The organism is Microbispora sp. NPDC049125, from assembly GCF_040802045.1.
GTDB lineage: Bacteria > Actinomycetota > Actinomycetes > Streptosporangiales > Streptosporangiaceae > Microbispora.
This window is the reverse complement of sequence record NZ_JBEZDW010000004.1, coordinates 321,422-338,643: the sequence shown is the minus strand read 5'-3', so window position 1 is coordinate 338,643 and position 17,222 is coordinate 321,422. Positions and strand designations below refer to the sequence as shown.

At 71.4% G+C, this 17,222-nt stretch carries 18 protein-coding genes; 12 read left to right on the top strand and 6 right to left on the bottom strand.

Annotation, left to right across the window (positions count from 1 at the left end; all coding sequences use genetic code 11):
* Window positions 1-92 precede the first annotated feature (92 nt).
* On the top strand, window positions 93-941 hold the full coding sequence (locus tag AB0B72_RS07490; protein WP_367737594.1) for a TrmH family RNA methyltransferase: 849 nt from the start codon (window positions 93-95) through the stop codon (window positions 939-941).
* A gap of 58 nt (window positions 942-999) precedes the next feature.
* Here AB0B72_RS07490 and AB0B72_RS07485 read toward each other — a convergent pair whose 3' ends face one another.
* On the bottom strand, window positions 1,000-1,500 hold the full coding sequence (locus AB0B72_RS07485; protein WP_367737592.1) for a pyridoxamine 5'-phosphate oxidase family protein: 501 nt from the start codon (window positions 1,498-1,500) through the stop codon (window positions 1,000-1,002).
* A 396-nt stretch (window positions 1,501-1,896) separates the two neighbouring features.
* On the opposite strand from AB0B72_RS07485, the gene AB0B72_RS07480 reads away from it, so the two are divergent.
* Both AB0B72_RS07480 and AB0B72_RS07475 read left to right on the top strand, forming a co-directional pair.
* Window positions 1,897-2,220 (top strand): YciI family protein, encoded by a 324-nt coding sequence (locus AB0B72_RS07480; protein WP_367737591.1) that lies wholly within the window; start codon window positions 1,897-1,899, stop codon window positions 2,218-2,220.
* Window positions 2,217-3,449, top strand: a complete 1,233-nt coding sequence (locus AB0B72_RS07475) for an RNA polymerase sigma factor (protein WP_367737590.1) — start codon at window positions 2,217-2,219, stop codon at window positions 3,447-3,449. Before AB0B72_RS07480 ends, AB0B72_RS07475 begins: the two co-directional genes overlap by 4 nt.
* A 133-nt stretch (window positions 3,450-3,582) precedes the next feature.
* On the opposite strand, the gene AB0B72_RS07470 is transcribed toward AB0B72_RS07475, so the two are convergent.
* A complete protein-coding gene (locus AB0B72_RS07470; protein ID WP_367737589.1) occupies window positions 3,583-4,518 on the bottom strand; it encodes a LysR family transcriptional regulator in 936 nt (311 codons plus the stop codon).
* 134 nt (window positions 4,519-4,652) lie between these two features.
* On the opposite strand from AB0B72_RS07470, the gene AB0B72_RS07465 reads away from it, so the two are divergent.
* The 7 genes from AB0B72_RS07465 (at window position 4,653) to AB0B72_RS07435 (ending at window position 11,627) form a co-directional block, all read left to right on the top strand.
* A complete protein-coding gene (locus tag AB0B72_RS07465) occupies window positions 4,653-5,897 on the top strand; it encodes an MFS transporter (RefSeq protein WP_367737588.1) in 1,245 nt (414 codons plus the stop codon).
* A gap of 194 nt (window positions 5,898-6,091) precedes the next feature.
* A complete protein-coding gene (locus AB0B72_RS07460; protein WP_367737587.1) occupies window positions 6,092-7,003 on the top strand; it encodes an ABC transporter ATP-binding protein in 912 nt (303 codons plus the stop codon).
* On the top strand, window positions 7,000-7,794 hold the full coding sequence (locus AB0B72_RS07455; RefSeq protein WP_367737586.1) for an ABC transporter permease: 795 nt from the start codon (window positions 7,000-7,002) through the stop codon (window positions 7,792-7,794). Before AB0B72_RS07460 ends, AB0B72_RS07455 begins: the two co-directional genes overlap by 4 nt.
* A 140-nt stretch (window positions 7,795-7,934) precedes the next feature.
* The gene (locus tag AB0B72_RS07450) at window positions 7,935-8,843 is read left to right on the top strand and encodes an alpha/beta fold hydrolase (RefSeq protein WP_367737585.1); all 909 of its coding nucleotides are present in this window, start codon (window positions 7,935-7,937) and stop codon (window positions 8,841-8,843) included.
* A gap of 108 nt (window positions 8,844-8,951) precedes the next feature.
* A complete protein-coding gene (locus AB0B72_RS07445; protein ID WP_367737584.1) occupies window positions 8,952-10,199 on the top strand; it encodes a sensor histidine kinase in 1,248 nt (415 codons plus the stop codon).
* Entirely contained in the window at window positions 10,120-10,800 is a 681-nt protein-coding gene (locus AB0B72_RS07440) for a response regulator (RefSeq protein WP_367737583.1), read from the top strand. Before AB0B72_RS07445 ends, AB0B72_RS07440 begins: the two co-directional genes overlap by 80 nt.
* The gene (locus AB0B72_RS07435; protein WP_367737581.1) at window positions 10,797-11,627 is read left to right on the top strand and encodes an SDR family oxidoreductase; all 831 of its coding nucleotides are present in this window, start codon (window positions 10,797-10,799) and stop codon (window positions 11,625-11,627) included. The genes AB0B72_RS07440 and AB0B72_RS07435 overlap by 4 nt, the downstream gene beginning before the upstream one ends.
* Before the next feature lie 62 nt (window positions 11,628-11,689).
* Here AB0B72_RS07435 and AB0B72_RS07430 read toward each other — a convergent pair whose 3' ends face one another.
* Complete coding sequence (locus tag AB0B72_RS07430) at window positions 11,690-11,998, bottom strand: AzlD domain-containing protein (protein ID WP_367737577.1); 309 nt, start codon at window positions 11,996-11,998, stop codon at window positions 11,690-11,692.
* Complete coding sequence (locus AB0B72_RS07425) at window positions 11,998-12,771, bottom strand: AzlC family ABC transporter permease (protein ID WP_367737575.1); 774 nt, start codon at window positions 12,769-12,771, stop codon at window positions 11,998-12,000. The genes AB0B72_RS07430 and AB0B72_RS07425 overlap by 1 nt, the downstream gene beginning before the upstream one ends.
* Window positions 12,772-12,846: 75 nt before the next feature.
* Here AB0B72_RS07425 and AB0B72_RS07420 point away from each other — a divergent pair, with 75 nt between their 5' ends.
* Window positions 12,847-13,401 (top strand): helix-turn-helix domain-containing protein, encoded by a 555-nt coding sequence (locus AB0B72_RS07420; protein WP_367737573.1) that lies wholly within the window; start codon window positions 12,847-12,849, stop codon window positions 13,399-13,401.
* A 66-nt stretch (window positions 13,402-13,467) separates the two neighbouring features.
* Here AB0B72_RS07420 and AB0B72_RS07415 read toward each other — a convergent pair whose 3' ends face one another.
* Window positions 13,468-14,490 carry a zinc-dependent alcohol dehydrogenase family protein gene (locus AB0B72_RS07415; protein ID WP_367737572.1) on the bottom strand — a complete coding sequence of 341 codons (1,023 nt, stop codon included), beginning with the start codon at window positions 14,488-14,490 and terminating at the stop codon, window positions 13,468-13,470.
* A gap of 496 nt (window positions 14,491-14,986) precedes the next feature.
* Between AB0B72_RS07415 and rox the strand changes: the two genes are divergently transcribed.
* Complete coding sequence (gene rox / locus AB0B72_RS07410; RefSeq protein ID WP_367737570.1) at window positions 14,987-16,408, top strand: rifampin monooxygenase; 1,422 nt, start codon at window positions 14,987-14,989, stop codon at window positions 16,406-16,408.
* Between the two features lie 92 nt (window positions 16,409-16,500).
* Here the strand turns inward: rox and AB0B72_RS07405 are convergent, their stop codons facing one another.
* Complete coding sequence (locus AB0B72_RS07405; protein ID WP_367737568.1) at window positions 16,501-17,103, bottom strand: TetR family transcriptional regulator; 603 nt, start codon at window positions 17,101-17,103, stop codon at window positions 16,501-16,503.
* Window positions 17,104-17,222 lie beyond the last annotated feature (119 nt).

Sequence of the window (17,222 nt, the reverse complement as noted above, 5' to 3'; positions counted from 1 at the left end):
CTCGGCGGGCCCCCTGGCAGCCGGGCTGGGCAGTCGCTGGGGACGGCGGACGCGCAAGAACGCCGGGAAAGGATCCGATTACTCTGTAGAGCGTGGTGAATCGACGGCATTCGGCATCGGGAGACGTTCGCATCACGCGTGCGAACGCGCGGTTCCAGCAGTGGCAGGCGCTGCTGGGCAACCGGGCCAAGCGGCAGCGGGCCGGGGAGTTCCTGATCCAGGGAGTGCGGCCGATCAGCCTGGCGGTCGAGTTCGGCTGGCCGGTGCATGCGCTCATCTACGACGCCGAGCGGCCGCTGTCGAGCTGGGCGGAGCAGATGCTGAAGGCGGCCGGCGGCGAGCGGGTGGCCATGGCCTCCGACCTGTTGCGAGAGCTGGGCGGCAAGGACGAGGACGTACCCGAGCTGGTGGCGGTGGCCGCACTGCCGGACGATGAGCTGTCCCGCATCCAGGTGGGGCCGTCCTTCCTGGGCGCGGTGTTCGACCGGCCGAACAACCCCGGAAACATCGGGACGATGGCGCGCTCACTGGACGCGTTCGGCGGCGCGGGCCTGATCGTCACCGGGCACGCCGCCGACCCTTACGATCCCCGATCGGTGCGGGCCTCCACCGGGTCGTTGCTGGCGCTGCCGGTGGTGCGGTCCCACTCTCACCGGGAGGTGCTGGCGTGGGTGGAGGGGCTGCGCGCCCAGGGGCTGCCGCTGACGGTGGTGGGCACCGACGAGAGCGGCGCCTGCGACGTCGCCGACCTGGACCTGACCGGCCCCACCCTCCTGGTCGTCGGCAACGAGACCACCGGGCTGAGCGCGGGATGGCGGCAGGCGTGCGACACGATGGCACGCATCCCCATGGCCGGCTCGGCCAGCTCTCTCAACGCCGCCAGCGCGGCGACCGTGGTGTTGTACGAGGCCGCCCGCCAGCGCCGCCGCCACACCGCATGACCTACCGTCACGCGATCGTCCGGCGCCTCGACCAGGGCGTACTGCGACCGCGAGGCGTTCAGCCGCGCTGACGCTCGGCCCGCCGCCGGACCAGTTCCTCGACCGCGCTCGGCAGAGTCGTCTCGAAGTCGATCAGCTTCGCCCACGTCGGGGTCACCACGATCCGGACCATGCCCTCGTGGTAGAGCGAACGCACCTCCGACTCCCAGTGGACCCGTTGCTCGGGCGTCATCTCGTAGGTGCCGTTCATCTGGAGGTACTCGTCCGGGATGCCGTCGACGGCGTCCAGCTCGGCGCGACCGCGGATCAGCAAGATCTTCGGCGGGTGCACCTCGGTGTCGATCGTCAGGGCTACGGCCGGGTTGCCGCGCAGGGCCGGGAGCTTCGGAGCGTTCTTCGTGGTGCACATGACGATCTCCGAGCCGTTCCAGGTGAACGCGATCGGGACATTGCGGGGTGTGCCGTCCTTGGCGACGTAGGCCAAGCGGGTCAGGTCGCGAGCCAGCAGCTCCTTACTGATCGGCCGGTTCAGAACCTCGGTGATCTCGTTCGGTCGCACGGTCACTCCTCCTGTCGTCGTTCTCGGTCCATCCAGCGGTTGGTCGCAGGTCGTCCATACGCTGGATCCCTCTTCGGCGCGCGGCCCGTCATGGCCACTGGTATGCCTGGGACGGAGCCGCCGCCACGTTCTCGACACCGGAGATGTGCCGAGTTTCGAAGACCTGTTTTCCGGCCGTCACGGCCATGGACCGCCACACCGCCGAACGAGAACCCGCTGGTCCCGGAGGCCGGCGCCAAGCGCGAGATCATCGGCTTGGCGTCAACCGCTGTGCCGGTGTTCTGAGATTGTGAAAGAAGACAAGGGCGGCGGTGTCGGATCCGTGCGGAGGTGTTCGTGGTAGGGGTGAGCGGCCGCCCGCGAAGGGCGTTCCCCAAGCACAGGAGATGATGCGAGATGCAGTATCTGGTTTCCGTGATCGCCGACACGACCGACTTCTCCACCCCGGACGAGCAGGCTGCGATCGACGTGTTCAACGACCGGCTCCAGGCCGAGGGGCACTGGGTCTTCGCCGGCGGCCTCGGCGGGCCCGACACGGCCACGGTGATCGACAACCGCGGTGCGGAGGCGTTGTTCACCGACGGGCCCTTCGTGGAGTCGAAGGAGTTCCTCATCGGCTTCTGGATCATCGAGGCTCCCGACCTCGACGTGGCGCTCAAGCTGGCAGCCGAGGGGTCGAAGGCCTGCAACCGGAAGACCGAGGTGCGACCGTTCCTGTGAGCGTGATCGACGTCCGGGAGGCGGTCACCCGGGCCCACCGCGAGGAGTGGGCGCGGGTGGTCGCCGCCCTCACCAGGCGTTTCGGTGACCTCGACATCGCCGAGGAGGCGGCTGCCGAGGCGTTCGCGACCGCCGTCGAGCGGTGGCCGGCCGACGGCGTGCCCCCCAACCCCGGTGCCTGGCTGACCACCACCGCCAACCGCAAGGCCATCGACCGGGTACGTCGCGAGAACAAGCGTGGAGACAAGCAGAAGGAGGCTCACATGTTGTACGACGACGAACCGCCCGAGTCTCTCGGCGCCATCGACGACGAGCGGCTCCGGCTGATCTTCACCTGCTGTCACCCGGCGCTGGCGATGGAGACCCGCATCGCGCTGACACTGCGCATGGTCGGCGGTCTGACCGTGGCCGAGATCGCCCGCGCCTTCCTGGTGCAGGAGACCGCCATGGGCCAGCGGATCACCCGCGCGAAGGCCAAGATCAAGGCGGCTCGCATCCCCTACCGGGTGCCGTCCGCGCAGGATCTTCCGGCACGCGTGTCCGGTGTGCTGGCCGTTCTCTACCTCGTCTTCAACGAGGGCTACCTGGCGACCGGCCCCGGCACCGATCCCGTACGCCACGACCTGACGGCCGAGGCGATCCGGCTCACCCGCCTGATCCGTGCCCTCATGCCGGCCGACGGCGAGGTGGCCGGGCTGCTGGCGCTGATGCTTCTCATCGAGGCTCGCCGTACCGCCCGTGTTTCGCCGAGCGGCGAACTGGTCGCCCTCGGTGAGCAGGACCGCGGGGCCTGGGACGCGGCGCTGATCGCTGAGGGCCACCGGCTGGTACGCGAGCGCCTGGCCGCCGGTGTGGCTCCGGGCCGCTACCAGATCCTCGCGGCGATCAACGCCGTCCACACCTCCGCGCGCGACGTACGCGACACCGACTGGTCGCAGGTCGTCGCGCTCTACGACCAGCTCGTCCGCCTCGACCCCTCGCCGATCATCGCGCTCAACCGGGCCATCGCCGTCGCCGAGCTCGACGGTCCGGAGGTGGCGCTGGCGGCCGCCGACCGTCTTGAGGACAAGCTGGCGGGCTATCACCCCTATCACGCGACGCGCGCCGACCTGCTGCGCCGGCTGGGCCGAAGTCAGCAGTCACGCGCGGCCTACGACAAAGCCATCGAGCTGGCCGGCAACACGGGTGAGATCGCCTACCTGACGCGCCGCCGCGACCAGCTGGGGTAGTGGTCTCCGTGATGGTGAATGGAGTGGTCCCCGTAGTCCCAGCCGCGATACGGAGACCTCAGGCCGTTGCCGAGTCCCTCTCGGATCCAGATCGGAGCTGTTCATCAAGATGCGGTGCGACGAGGCGGCGGCCTCAGCGCGGGATGACCCAGTCAGGCGTCCAGGCCCCGGCGGTGTCGTGGCCGGACGCTGTGGCGGCGAGGTGGGTACGGAGGGTGGCCAGCGCGGGGTGGGGGTTGTCGCGGTGCCACAGGAGTGAGTGCGGGTAGACGGGTGTGGGGCCGGTCACCGGAATGCGGCGAAGGCCGTGGCCGACGGGCCAGACCAGGCGGGTGTGCTCACCCATGAAGGTGGCCAGGGCCGGGGTGTCGGCGACGGTGTCGAGGAGCGCGTCGGAGCCGAAGTTGGGGCCGGTCGCCTCGATGGTGAGGCCGAACTCGGCGACGAGGTCGTCGTAGTAGGCGGCCCACTCGGTCCCGGGGACGATGCCGGGCATCCAGATCCGGTGCCCGGCGAGCTGAGCGACGGTCACCGACCGGGCGCCCGCCAGCGCGTGGGCGGGCCCGGTGAGCAGCTGGAGCGGCTCGTCCAGCACCCGTACGGACTCGATGTCCTCGGGAAGGGGCCGGCCGGGCACGGCGACGGCGCGGAAGGACGCGTCGATCACACCGGACCGGATCGCGGCGACGGCCGTCTCGGCATCGAACAGCATCACCACGTCGAGGTCGATCTCGGGGTGCGCGCGGTGGAAGCCGCGCATCAGGCCCGACGCCGCGGTGCGCGAAGCGATCACGTCGACGCGCAGCGGACGGCTGCCGGCACGGACGGACGCGACCGCGCGCTCGGCGACGCGCAGCAGCTCACGCGCGTGAGGCAGGAACGCCTGCCCGTCGATGGTGAGCCCGGCCCCGCGCGGGGTGCGGGTGAACAACCGCACCCCGAGGCCCTTCTCCAGCGCCGCGATGCGCTTGGAGACGGCCTGCTGGGTGACCGCCAGCTCGGCGGCGGCCTCCTGGAACTGCCCCGCGTCGGCGACGGCGACGAAGGTCCGGACGGCGTCGAGGTCCATGCGGACACCCTACGGATACAACCGCCGGTTGTGGCCAGGAGGGCTTTCGGTTGTTTGATCCGCAGGCATGATGCTCGCTTTGATGCTTCCGATCGCGGATCGGTTGTGCGAGTGAGTGACGAGGGGCGTCGGACATGAGGAACGGGCACCGGCTCGGACGGCCATTCGGGTGGCTCTGGGGAGCGTACGGGACCAGCGCGCTCGGCACGTGGCTCGCCTTCGGCGCGTTCCCGCTGATCGCGATCCGGTCGCTGCACGCCGGGCCGGCGGAGGTCGCGGCGTTGTTCTCCGTGGGGGCGGCGGTGGGCGCTGCCGTGGCGGTGCCGCTCGGCCCGTGGGTGGAGTTCCGCCGCAAGCGGCCGGTGCTGATCGGGATGGACCTGGTGCGGTTCGCGGCACTGCTGACGATCCCCGCCGCGTTCGCGTTCGGCGTGCTCTCCTTCGTCCAGCTCCTGCTGGTCTCGGTCGTCGTCGCCGCGGCCGACATCACCTTCCGTGCCGCCTCGGGGGCGTACCTGAAGACGCTGCTGCCGGCCGGGGACCTGCTCGTCGCCAACGCCCGATTCGAGTCCACGGCCTGGACGACCACGATCATCGGGCCGCCGCTCGGCGGTGCCGCGATCGGGCTCCTCGGCCCGGTGGCGACGGTGGTGGCCGACGCGGTCAGCTACCTGCTCTCGGCCCTGGGCATCCGCGCGACGGGCGGCCAGGAGCCGCGGCCCGAACGCGGGAATGCCGCGCGCATGCGGGCCGGGGACCTGCTCGACGGCTGGCGGTACATCCTCGCCGACGCGACGCTGCGTCCGCTGTTCTTCAACACCGCCCTGTTCAACGGCCTGGTGATGGCCGCCGACGCGCTGCTGGCCGTGCTGATGCTCGGCCAGCTCGGCTTCGCACCGTGGCAGTACGGCCTCGCCTTCGCCGCGCCCGCGATCGGCGGGCTGCTCGGTTCGCGGCTGGCCCGGCCGCTCGTCACCCGGTTCGGGCAGCACCGGGTCCTGGTTGTGGCGGGGGCGTCGCGCGCGCTCTGGCCCGTCGGCCTGGCCTTCCTGGGGCCGGGCACCGGAGGGCTGCTGCTGGTGATGGGCGTCGAACTCGGGCTCATCTTCAGCTGCGGGGTCTTCAATCCCGTCTACGCCACCTATCGCCTCGAGCGCACCGCGACCGGCCGGGTCGCCCGCACCCTGTCCGCCTGGGCGGTGACGACCAAGGCCTCGACCGCGCTCCTGACGGCCGTCTGGGGCGTGCTGGGCAGCCTGCTCGGCCCGCGCACGGCCATCGGCCTGGCCGGCGTGCTCCTGCTGGCGACCCCGCTGCTGCTCCCCCGACGCGCCGCGGCGTCAATCGCGGAGCCCGATGCGGCGCCGAGCCGTGCCTGACGGGCCGCCACGCCAGTCACCTCGCCGCGGTGGGCTTCGCCAAGCCGGCGGCGTAGACGGTGCCCCGTACTGCGGGACTTCATGCTTGCGCCCCCGGGGTGGACCGGCGTCAGACCTGAGTCGTACGGTCCGGCGTACCGGGATCAGCCTGCGGAGTGTCGCCCTGCGGACGCCGTGTTCCTAACGTCGATCCCATGATCGAGCTGCGAGATCTCACCAAGCGCTACGGCGAGCGGGTGGTCGTGGACGGGCTTTCCTGCGCCGTCCGACCCGGCGTGGTCACCGGATTCCTCGGACCCAACGGAGCCGGCAAGTCGACCACCATGCGCATGATCGCGGGCCTCGCCCTTCCCACCAGGGGAACGGCCACGGTCGGCGGGCGGCCCTACGCCGCCCTGCCCGCTCCCATGCGTGAGGTCGGCGCTCTGCTGGACGCCAGAGCGGTGCACGGCGGCCGTACCGCCTACAACCATCTGTTCTGCCTGGCGCGGAGCAACGGCATACCCCGCAGGCGGGTGGAGGAGGTCCTCGGCCAGGTCGGTCTGGACAACGTGGCCCACCGGCGCGTACGCACTTTCTCCCTCGGCATGTTCCAGCGGCTCGGCATCGCCGCCGCGCTGCTCGGCGACCCGGCGGTCCTCATGTTCGATGAGCCCGTCAACGGCCTGGACCCGGATGGCGTCCGGTGGATCCGCACACTCATGCGGGGCCTGGCCGCGCAGGGCCGTACGGTGCTGGTCTCCAGCCATCTGATGAGCGAGATGGCGCTGACCGCCGATCATCTCCTGGTCATCGGCAGAGGCCGGCTGATCGCCGACACCGGTATCGACGATTTCATCCGTGCCGGCTCGTCCCCGTCGGTGCTGGTCCGCTCCCCCGACGCCTTCATGGAGATTCTGGCCGACGCCGGCGCCAGGGTGAGGCGCCGGCCGGACGGCACGCTGGACGTGACCGGCCTGGACAGCGCGGAGATCGGCAGGCTCGCCGCGGCCCACGATGTCGTCCTGCACGAGCTGAGCCCGCAGAGGGTGTCGCTGGAGGAGGCGTACATGGAGCTGACCCGCGACAGCGTCGAGTTCGGCGTGACAGATGGAGCGGCCCGATGAGCGTGACTCCGCCGTACCGGCCGGCGACCTTCGCCGACACGCTGCTCTCGGAGTGGGCGAAACTGCGCACCCTGCGCTCCACCGCCTACACCCTGCTCGCCGCAGTGATCCTGGGGGTGGGCTTCGGCGTGCTGTACGCCGCGGGTGCCGCAGAGAACTATCAGGAACTGCGGCCGGAACAGCAGGCGGGCTTCGATCCCACGTTCGTCAGCCTCTTCGGCGGAACCGCGTTCAGCCAGCTGGCGATCGGCGTGCTCGGCGTGCTGGTCATCACCTCGGAGTACGCCACCGGCATGATCGGGCCCAGCCTGACGGCCGTACCGCGCCGGGGACGGTGGCTGCTGGCGAAGGTCATGGTGTTCGCCGCGGTGGCCGTGGCGGCGGGCATCGTGGTCGGGCTGGGCGCGTTCCTCATGGGCCAGCCCAACCTCGCCGCCGCGGATGCCCCGCGCGCCGCGCTCGGCCAGTCGCACGTGCTGAGAGCGGTCCTCATGACCGGGCCGTACCTGGCACTGGTCGGACTGTTCGGGATGGCGGTGGGCTTCCTGGTCCGGGCGACGGCGGGCGGCATCACCATCGTCGTGGCGGCGACGGCCCTGGTCCCCAACATCCTCCTGCAAGTCGTCGGAGGCGTCGCCGACTTGTGGCCCACCCTGGCCGGCCTGCGGATCACGACGACGATCGACGATCCCGGCGACCTGTCCCCATGGGCCGGATTCGGGCTGTTCACCGCCTTCGTGGCCGCGATGCTGACCCTCGCGTACGCCGTGTTCCGCAGGACGGACGCATGATGCGGCGGCACCGGACAGCGGCACTCCCCCGGCCCCGAGGGGAGTCTCATGACCGCGATGGCGGTCCTCGGCATCAGTACCCGTCGAAGACGCGAAGAGGAGTCTCCATGTTCGAGGACGCCGGGATCCACAGGCGGACGGTGCTGTCCGGGCTGATCGGGGCCGCCGGCGCCGTGCTCCTCGCAGGATGTGCGGAGGATGCGGCGACGGCACCAGGGCAGACCGGTGCGCCGGCGAAGACCGGCTTCCTCGAAGTGCCCGGAGCCGGCCTCTATTACGAGGTGCGGGGCTCCGGGCCCGTCCTGTTGATGATCCATGGCGGGGCCGGTGAGGCCGGGGTCTTCGCTTCGATCGCGCCCTTGCTCGCTTCGCGCTACCAGGTCGTCACCTACGACCGCCGCGGCAGCTCGCGGAGCAGACTGGACGGGCCGGTCGACGAGGTCCAGGTCGCGGACCACGCCGACGATGCCCGCCGTCTGCTGGACCACTTCGGCGCCGGCCTGTCGCATGTGTTCGGCAGCAGCGGCGGGGCGACCATCGCGCTCGACCTGGCCGCTCGCCGTCCGCGGCGCCTCGGCACGGTGGTGGCGCACGAACCGCCCGTCTACGACGTGCTGCCCGATCGTGCCCGCTATCGAGCGGTCGCCGAGGAGGTTCACGGGACATACCGCCGTTCCGGAGCCGACGCGGCCATGGAGGTGTTCATGAAGGGTGTCGACGATCCCGACGGGGACGCCGGCGCACCCGAGGCGGACGCGGTGGAGCCGGATCGCGCCATGTTGGAACGGCTGAAGGCCGACGAGGAGTTCTTCGTGGCGCACGAGGTGCGGGCCTTCATGGGCTACAAGCCCGATATCGCAGCCCTGAAAGAAGGCCCGGCGCGGATCGTGCTCGGCCTCGGACGTCATGGGGGGACGACGGCGCGTCGCATGAGCGCCGTGACAGCCGATCTCCTGGGCGCCAAGGCGGTGGAGTTCCCGAGTGGTCACATGGGCTACATGGACCATCCGCGGGCGTTCGCCACGAAGCTGATCCAAGTGCTCGCATGAACGGAAGGGTCCGGAAGGCGGGCCGTACGACTTCGGTCGCACACGGCGGTCACGATGTCCGCCTCAAGGTGGGTGCCGCGGCGGTGCCGCGAAGATAGCGTCGATCACGTGATTGACGGGGTCCGGGCCGCGGCGGGGCGCCATCCGCGAGCAGTCGACACCGGCGTCGCCGCGCTGGTCGCGGTGGCGAACGTCCCTTCGCTGGTGGAGGCCGGCACCGGTGGCACGGGGTGGATGTGGCTGTGCGCGGTCTGTCTTCCGTTGGTGTGGCGGCGACGTGCCCCCGTGCTGGTCTTCTGTGTGGTCGCTGTCCTCATGGCGGTCTCCTCCTGGTCCGGGGCGAAGGGGATCTATCCGGTTATCGCCGTCCTGGTAGCGGTGTACGCCCTCGCCCGTCACCGTCCATGGCGTTACCTGCCCCCGCCGGTCGTGCTGCTTGAGGTCGCCTTTCTCGGCGGCTTGCTGCAAGGTGATCTGCATCGGGCGGACTTCGCGACACTCACGTCCCTCCTGGCGGCCACGGCGCTGCTCGGGGTGACCAGGCGCGCCTACCAGGCCGGGCGGGAAGAGCGCGCCGAGCGTCTGGAGCAGGAGCGTGACCAGCGGGCCCACCTCGCCGTCGTGGCGGAGCGGGCCCGCATCGCCCGGGAGGTGCACGACATCGTCGCTCACAATCTGGCCGTCATGGTCGCGCTGTCCGACGGCGCTGCGTTCACCGCGACGCTGGCCCCGCGCCGGGCCGCCGACACGATGGAGAAGGTCTCGGCGACCGGGCGCGAGGCGCTGGCGGAGATGCGGCGCCTGCTCGGCCTGCTCCGCGACGGGGAGCCTCAGGTCACTATCGGGGACGCCTGCGCACCGGCCCCGCAGCCCGGCCTCGACGACGTCGACCGGCTGCTGGACCAGGTGCGAGCCGCGGGCGTCGAGGTCACCTTGATCCGTGAGGGCGTACCGGGGAGGTGGGGCCCCGGCGCGGGCCTCACCGTCTACCGGATCGTGCAGGAGGCGCTGACCAACACCATCAAGCATGCCGGTCCTCACACGACCGCCCTGGTACGGCTGAGCTACACGACCACGGAGGCCGACCTGGAGGTGACGGACGGCGGCGGTTCGGGCCGCCCTGTCCTCGCGGCCGCCGGGGGGTCGTCCGCCGGTCATGGGCTGGCCGGCATGAGTGAGCGGGTCGCCTCATATGGTGGCCACGTCGAGGCCGGTCCCCGGCCCGGCGGAGGCTGGCGCGTTCGCGCGCGTCTACGATTCGACGACGGTGGGGCACATGGCGATCCGACTGCTGCTGGTCGACGACCAGCCGATGCTCCGTCTGGGGTTCCGCATGGTGTTCGAAACCCAGCCTGACCTGGAGGTGGTCGGCGAGGCCGGCGATGGCTCCCAGGGGGTTACGATGACACATGCGCTCAATCCCGACGTGGTCCTGATGGATGTGCGGATGCCGGTGATGGACGGCGTCCAGGCCACCCAGCAGATCGTGGACTCGGGTTCGGCGGCGCGGATCCTGCTGCTGACGACGTTCAACCTCGATGAGTACGTGTTCTCCGGGTTGCGCGCCGGGGCGAGCGGATTCCTGCTCAAGGAAGTGCCGCCGCCCGACCTGCTCACCGGCATCCGCGCGGTGGCGGCGGGCGACGCGGTGGTCGCGCCGAGCGTTACCCGCCGGCTGATCGACGCCTTCGCACATCACCTGCCCAACCCTGCGGCCGCCCGGTCACCCGGCGACGAGCGGCTCGGCCGGCTCACGGAACGCGAGCGGGACGTGCTGGCCGAGGTGGCCCGAGGCCGCTCCAACGGCGAGATCGCCGAGTCGCTGACCGTGTCGGAGGCGACGGTGAAGACCCATGTCGGGCGGATCCTGGCCAAGCTCGGCCTGCGTGACCGGGTGCAGGTCGTCGTCTTCGCCTACGAGGCCGGCCTGGTCCGCCCGGGCGAGGGCCGCGGATGATCGCCGTCACCGGCTCCACCGGCCGTCTTGGCGGCCGCGTCGCTCGCCGCCTGGCCGCCGCCGGCGTCACGCAGACCCTCCTGGTGCGCGACCCGGCCCGCGCCCCCCGCCTGGACGGCGCGACCGCCGTCCGCGCCGGATACGGCGACCATGACGCCGTGGTGGCCGCCCTGCGCGGCGCCGGGACGGTCCTGATGGTGTCGGCGTCCGAGTCGGCCGACCGGGTCGACCAGCACCGCGCCTTCGTCGACGCCGCCGCGGAGGCCGGCGTCGCCCACCTGGTGTACGTCTCCTTCTACGGCGCGGCGCCCGACGCCACCTTCACCCTGGCCCGCGATCACTGGGCCACCGAACAGCACATCCGCGCCAGCGGCCTCGCCTTCACGTTCCTGCGCGACAATCTGTACGCCGAGGCCATGCTCGCCCTCGTCGGCGATGACGGCGTCATCCGCGGCCCCGCCGGACGCGGCCGGGCCGCGGTCGTGGCCCAGGACGACATCGCCGACGCCGCCACCGCCGTGCTCACCGGCCCCGTCCGGCACGCCGGCGCCACCTACGACCTGACGGGCCCGCAGTCGCTCACCCTGGACGAGGTCGCGGCGATCCTGTCACGGGCCACCGGCCGCGCCATCGCCTACGAGCCCGAGACGGTGGAGGAGGCCTACCGCTCCCGTGCCCCGTACGGCGTTCCGGGATGGCAGCTCGACGCGTGGGTCTCCACCTACACCGCCATGGCGGCCGGCGAGCTCGACGGCATCAGCGACGCCGTCCCCCGCCTGACCGGCCATCCCGCCACCCCGTTGGCCGACGTCGTCTCAGCCTCCTGACGCCGTGACGGGCGGAACGACCTCAGGCGCCGGACATGGCGCGGGCGACTTCACCGCCGCGGTCACGGCACGCCGCACAGACGCAGCACGGCCGTGGTGACCGCTGCGGCGATCACCACCAGCGGGAACGGCGCCCGCCGCAGCGCGAGCACGCCGGCGACCAGGACCCCGGCGGGCCGGGCGGGGCCGGCGAAGCCGTGGCCTTCGGTGAGCGCGGCCGTGGCCACAAGCGCGACCAGCAGCACGGCGGCGGCGGCCGTCAGCAGCCGCTGAAGACGCTCGGGTATGCGGAGCCGATGCCGCAGGACGGGCCCGGCCACCCGGAACGCGTACGTTCCTGCGGCCAGCAAGGCGATGGCGAGCAGCGTCATCAGCGTGCCTCCCCCATCGGCTCCTCGTCGCCTCCCACCGGTCCCCCGCCGTCCCCGTCCGGTGCCCCGTCCGATGCCCCGGGCGGTGCGCCGTCCGGCGCCGTGGAGGAGAGCCCGCCCAGGACGGCGAGCCCGCCGAGGGACAGCAGCACCGGCAGCCCGGCGGGCAGGAACGGCGTGGCCGCGACCGCGATGACGGCACCGGTCACGGCGGCGCGGCGGATGCCTGGATCGGCCAGCGAGGGCAGCACCAGGGCCAGCAGGACGGCGGGAAAGGCCGCGTCGAGCCCGAGCGTCCCGGTGTCGCCGACATGCGCACCGGCCAGCGTGCCGGCCACGACCGACAGGTTCCAGCAGGTGAACAGCGCGAGGCCGCAAGCCCAGAACACGGCCTGGCGCCGTCGCGGGTCGTCGTGGCGCAGGACGAAGGCGACGGACTCATCCATGATCAGATGGACGCCCGGCAGACGCGTCCACCACCGCCGGCCGACCGTGTCCGCCACGGCGAACCCGAACGGCAGCAACCGGGCGTTGAGGACCAGACCGGCCGCGACGGCCGCGGCGACGCCTCCGCCGGCGAGCACCACGCCCACTGCCGCGAACTGGGCGCCACCGGCGAAGACCAGCAAGGACATCGCGATCGGCACCCACGGCGGGAGGCCGCCGGAGACGGTGATCGCGCCGAAGGAGCCGCCCACGATCGAGTCGGCCACGCACACCAGGGCGATGTCCCGGACCGTGCCCCGATCGATTGTTCGCCATAGCGAATTCATGTCCACTAAAATGAACAACCGAGGCGTTGTTCGTCAAGTCGAACATTTGGGAGTGTGGACCGAACCGTGGTTAACGTGTCCTCGGGTGAGCTGATCACATTGATCGCGGCGTCGATCCGCCGTGAGCGTGAGCGCGCCGGTCTGTCTCTCACCGAGCTGGCCAGGCGTGCGGGGATCGCCAAGTCGACGCTGTCGCAGCTTGAGTCGGGCCTGGGCAACCCCAGCGTGGAGACCCTGTGGGCGCTCGGCGTCGCGCTGGAGGTGCCGTTCAGCCGGCTCGTCGAGTCGCAGCGGCCCGACGTGCGCGTCATCCGGGCGGGAGAAGGGCCGGTCACCTATTCCGAACAGGCGGGCTACGCCGCCACACTGCTGGCGTCCTGCCCGCCCGGGGCCCGCCGCGACATCTACCGGGTCGCGGTGGAGCCGGGCCGGCCGCGCAACTCGCAGCCCCACATGGCGGGAACGACGGAGCACGTGGTGCTCAGCACCGGCCGCGCGCTGGTGGGACCCACCGATGACCCGGTGGAGCTCGCCCCCGGCGACTACGTTGTCTACCCCGGCAGCCTGCCGCATGTCTTCAAGGCTCTGGAGCCCGGCACCGCCGCCGTGATGGTCATGGAGCACCGATGAAAGCCGGCGGGCACAGCCACAGGGTGCCACCGGCGCACGGGTGCGATCCGCACGCGGGAAGGCGGGTCAGGGGCGCAGCAGCGCCTTGATGGCACGGCGCTCGTCCATTGCCTCGTACCCCTGCGCCGCCTGCTCCAGGGGAAGGGTGAGGTCGAAGACCTTGCCCGGATCGATGTCGCGGTCGCAGATCAGCTCGATCAGCTCCGGCAGGAAGCGGCGAACGGGAGCCGGGCCGCCGTGCAGATGCACATGGGAGAAAAACAACTCCTCACCCGGCAGCGTCACGCCGTGGGCGACTCCGACGTAGCCGACGTGGCCACCGGGCCGGGTGGCTCGGATGGCCTGCATCATCGACTCCTGGGTGCCGACCGCCTCGATGACGCTGTGGGCGCCCAGCCCGCCGGTCATGTCCTTGATCCTGGCCACGCCCTCGTCGCCACGTTCGGCGACGAGGTCCGTGGCGCCGAACTCCAGGGCGAGCCTCCGCCGGGCCTCGTGCCGGCTCATCGCGATGATCCGCTCGGCGCCGAGTCGGCCGGCAGCCAGGACGGCGAGCAGGCCGACCGCGCTGTCGCCCACCACGGCGGCGGTCTCACCCGGCCCCACCTCGGCGGCGACGGCGCCGAACCAGCCGGTGCCCAGCACATCCGAGGCGGCCAGCAGGCTCGGGACCAGATCCGCCGGCGGCGGCTCGGGGGTGGCGACCAGGGTGCCGTCGGCGAGCGGAACACGTGCCAGCTCGGCCTGGGTCCCGATCAGACCCATGAGCTCGCGATGGACGCACGAGCTCTGGTAACCCGCCCGGCAGATCTCGCAGGTGTTGTCGGAGGCGAAGAACGAGCCGACCACGAACTGGCCCGGCCTGATGGTCGCGACCTGGGCGCCGACCTCCTCGACCACGCCGACGTACTCGTGGCCCATCGGGGCCGGCTCATCGCGCTTTTCCACCCCCCTGTAGGGCCACAGGTCCGAGCCGCACACGCAGGTGGCCACCAGGCGGATGATCGCGTCGGTCGGCTCGATGATCGTCGGGTCTGGGCGGTCCTCGACGCGGACGTCGCCCGGGGCGTACAGGACTGCTCCACGCATGGCAGGTCTCCTTCGCGAACATCGTGTGGTGACGAAACCGGAGCACCCGTGGTCCGCGGAAGCGGCGGGCGGAGAACGGCCACACTGGTCGCGTCTTCGGATACATGTCCAGAAAACCGCTGGTCAGACTGGATGAGTCAGCCGTCGCGCAGCTGACGACCCGACAGGCGCCGCGGGCGGCTTCGAGGGGAGACCATCGCCCAAGCGGATGGTCGAGGCGGGCCCGGCGGCTGGGAGCGCGAGCGCCCCTGCTCTCTGGAGACCACGAGGGCTCTCTGGAAACCACGAAGGTTCTCTGGAAACCACAAAAGCGAGGAGATCCCACTCCCCGCCACTTTCAACATATAACGCACCGAGGGGCTTGCGGCAAGCCCCCCGGTGTGCTGCACACTCGTCGGCCGAGGCCAGAGCCTGCGGGAATCAGGGGTTCGCGAGGTACGGGTGTAAGCGCCGCCCGGCCGCGCGGAGCGGCTGGCCGGCGACGAATGGGGGGTTCATGATTGACGTGATCATCGCGGGCGGCGGGCCGACCGGCATGATGCTGGCCAGTGAGCTGCGGCTGCACGATGTGCGCGTGCTCGTGCTGGAGAAGGAGGCGGAGCCGGTCAGGTACGTCCGCGCGCTCGGCCTGCACGTGCGCAGCATCGAGGTGATGGACCAGCGCGGTCTGCTGGAGCGGTTCCTGGTGCACGGCAACAGGCACCCCCTCGGCGGCTACTTCGCCGGCATCACCAAGCCCGCGCCCGAACGGCTGGACACCACGCATCCGTACGTCCTCGGCATCCCGCAGACCACCACCGATCGCCTGCTGGCCGAGCACGCCATCGGGCTCGGCGCCGAGATCCGGCGCGGCTGCGAGCTGGCCGGGCTGAGCCAGGACGAGCATGGAGTGACCGCCGAGCTGGCCGACGGCACCCAGCTGCGTTCGCGCTACCTCGTCGGTTGTGACGGCGGCCGCAGCACGGTACGCAAGCTGCTCGGTGTCGGCTTTCCCGGCGAGCCCGCCAAGACGGAGTGGCTGCTGGGCGAGATGGAGGTGGCCGAGGATCCGGCGACGGTCGCGGCCGTCGTCGCGGAAGTCCGCAAGACCCATCGTGGGTTCGGCGTCGGGCCCTTCGGAGGGGCGTACCGCGTCGTCGTGCCCGCGGAGAAGGTGGCCGAGGACCGCACGGTCCCGCCGACCCTGGAGGAGTTCAGGCAGCGGCTCCGGGTGTTCGCCGGCACCGACTTCGGCGTGCACTCACCGCGCTGGCTGTCCCGCTTCGGCGACGCCACCCGGCTGGCCGAGCGCTACCGGGCCGGCCGGGTGCTGCTGGCCGGCGACGCGGCGCACGTCCATCCGCCGCTGGGCGGGCAGGGGCTCAACCTCGGCATACAGGACGCGTTCAACCTCGGCTGGAAACTGGCCGCCGAGGTCGGCGGCTGGGCCCCGGAGGGGTTGCTGGACAGCTACGAGACCGAACGGCACCCGGTGGCCGCCGACGTGCTGAACAACACCCGCGCGCAGTCCGAGCTGATCTCCCTTGAGCCGGGTCCCCGGGCAGTACGCCGGCTGCTGGCGGAACTGATGGACTTCGAGGAGGTGAACAGGTACCTGATCGAGAAGATCGTCGGGATCGGGGTGCGCTACGACTTCGGTGAGGGGCATGAGCTGCTCGGCCGGCGGATGCGGGATGTGGGGCTGAAGCAGGGGCGCCTCTACGAGCGGATGCACGCGGGCCGCGGGCTGTTGCTCGACCAGACCGGCCGGCTCTCGGTGGCGGGCTGGGCGGATCGGGTCGACCACGTCGTGGACGGCAGCGAGGAGCTGGACGTGCCCGCGGCGCTGCTGCGGCCGGACGGCCACGTGGCCTGGGTCGGCGACGACCAGCGGGATCTGCTCAGCCGGCTCCCCAAGTGGTTCGGCGTGGCGTCATAAGGCGTGCGGCGTCATAAGGCGCGGCGTCATAAGGCATACGGCGTCAAGGCATGCGGCTCCGCAACGCATACGGCGCCCAGCCGCTTGGCGATCTACAACAGCCGTCTTTGCAGGACGTCGGCCATGACCGTGATCACGACCTTGTCGACGGCCCCGGCCTCCGGCGGGGCGCCCTCGCGGCCGGCGAACAGCAGGTGCCCGGCTCCGATAAGCGAGAGCGCGAGCGAGTCGACGTCCGCGTCGGCCGCGATGCGGCCCATCTCGCACTCGTCGGCGAGGTAGGCGGCGATCATCGCCGCGGCCTCCGTCAGGACCGGGAGGCCATGGGCCGGCCCGGCCTGGCGTAGCCGGGCGCGCAGCTCGTCGCGGAAGATGACGAGACCGACGATCGCCACGGCGACCGAGTCGAACAGGTCCGTCAGCGCGCCGGTGAGATTGCCGGCGACGGTGCCGGTCCCGGCGGAGTCGCGCAGGGCGGCGGCCTGGGAGCCGATCCGGGCGATGCGGTCCCGCACGAGCTCGGCGAGGAAGGCGTCGAAATCGGTGAAGTAACGGTGCAGGACGCCCTTGGCGACATCGGCCTCGGTGGTGACCGCCCGGCTGGTCAGCGCGCTCGGCCCGTCCCGGAGCAGCACGCGCTCGGCGGCGTCGAAGAGTTGCCGGCGCGCGTCGTGGATGTGCACCCCGGTCGGCAACAGCGCGTCCCTTCGTCGTCCCTCGATACGCCCACCCGCATTGACGAGTGGGCAAGCGCCCACTATGGTGGGCGCATGCCCATTATACCGCAGGAGCAATCGCGCCCTTCCGGGAACGA

Bases quoted from the DNA above. Each gene is read 5' to 3' on its own strand.
- AB0B72_RS07480 (WP_367737591.1), top strand. From the start codon at position 1,897: ATGCAGTATCTGGTTTCCGTGATCGCCGACACGACCGACTTCTCCACC.
- AB0B72_RS07470 (WP_367737589.1), bottom strand. From the start codon at position 4,518: ATGGACCTCGACGCCGTCCGGACCTTCGTCGCCGTCGCCGACGCGGGG.
- AB0B72_RS07465 (WP_367737588.1), top strand. From the start codon at position 4,653: ATGAGGAACGGGCACCGGCTCGGACGGCCATTCGGGTGGCTCTGGGGA.
- AB0B72_RS07460 (WP_367737587.1), top strand. From the start codon at position 6,092: ATGATCGAGCTGCGAGATCTCACCAAGCGCTACGGCGAGCGGGTGGTC.
- AB0B72_RS07455 (WP_367737586.1), top strand. From the start codon at position 7,000: ATGAGCGTGACTCCGCCGTACCGGCCGGCGACCTTCGCCGACACGCTG.
- AB0B72_RS07440 (WP_367737583.1), top strand. From the start codon at position 10,120: ATGGCGATCCGACTGCTGCTGGTCGACGACCAGCCGATGCTCCGTCTG.
- AB0B72_RS07435 (WP_367737581.1), top strand. From the start codon at position 10,797: ATGATCGCCGTCACCGGCTCCACCGGCCGTCTTGGCGGCCGCGTCGCT.
- AB0B72_RS07430 (WP_367737577.1), bottom strand. From the start codon at position 11,998: ATGACGCTGCTCGCCATCGCCTTGCTGGCCGCAGGAACGTACGCGTTC.
- AB0B72_RS07425 (WP_367737575.1), bottom strand. From the start codon at position 12,771: ATGAATTCGCTATGGCGAACAATCGATCGGGGCACGGTCCGGGACATC.
- AB0B72_RS07415 (WP_367737572.1), bottom strand. From the start codon at position 14,490: ATGCGTGGAGCAGTCCTGTACGCCCCGGGCGACGTCCGCGTCGAGGAC.
- rox (WP_367737570.1), top strand. From the start codon at position 14,987: ATGATTGACGTGATCATCGCGGGCGGCGGGCCGACCGGCATGATGCTG.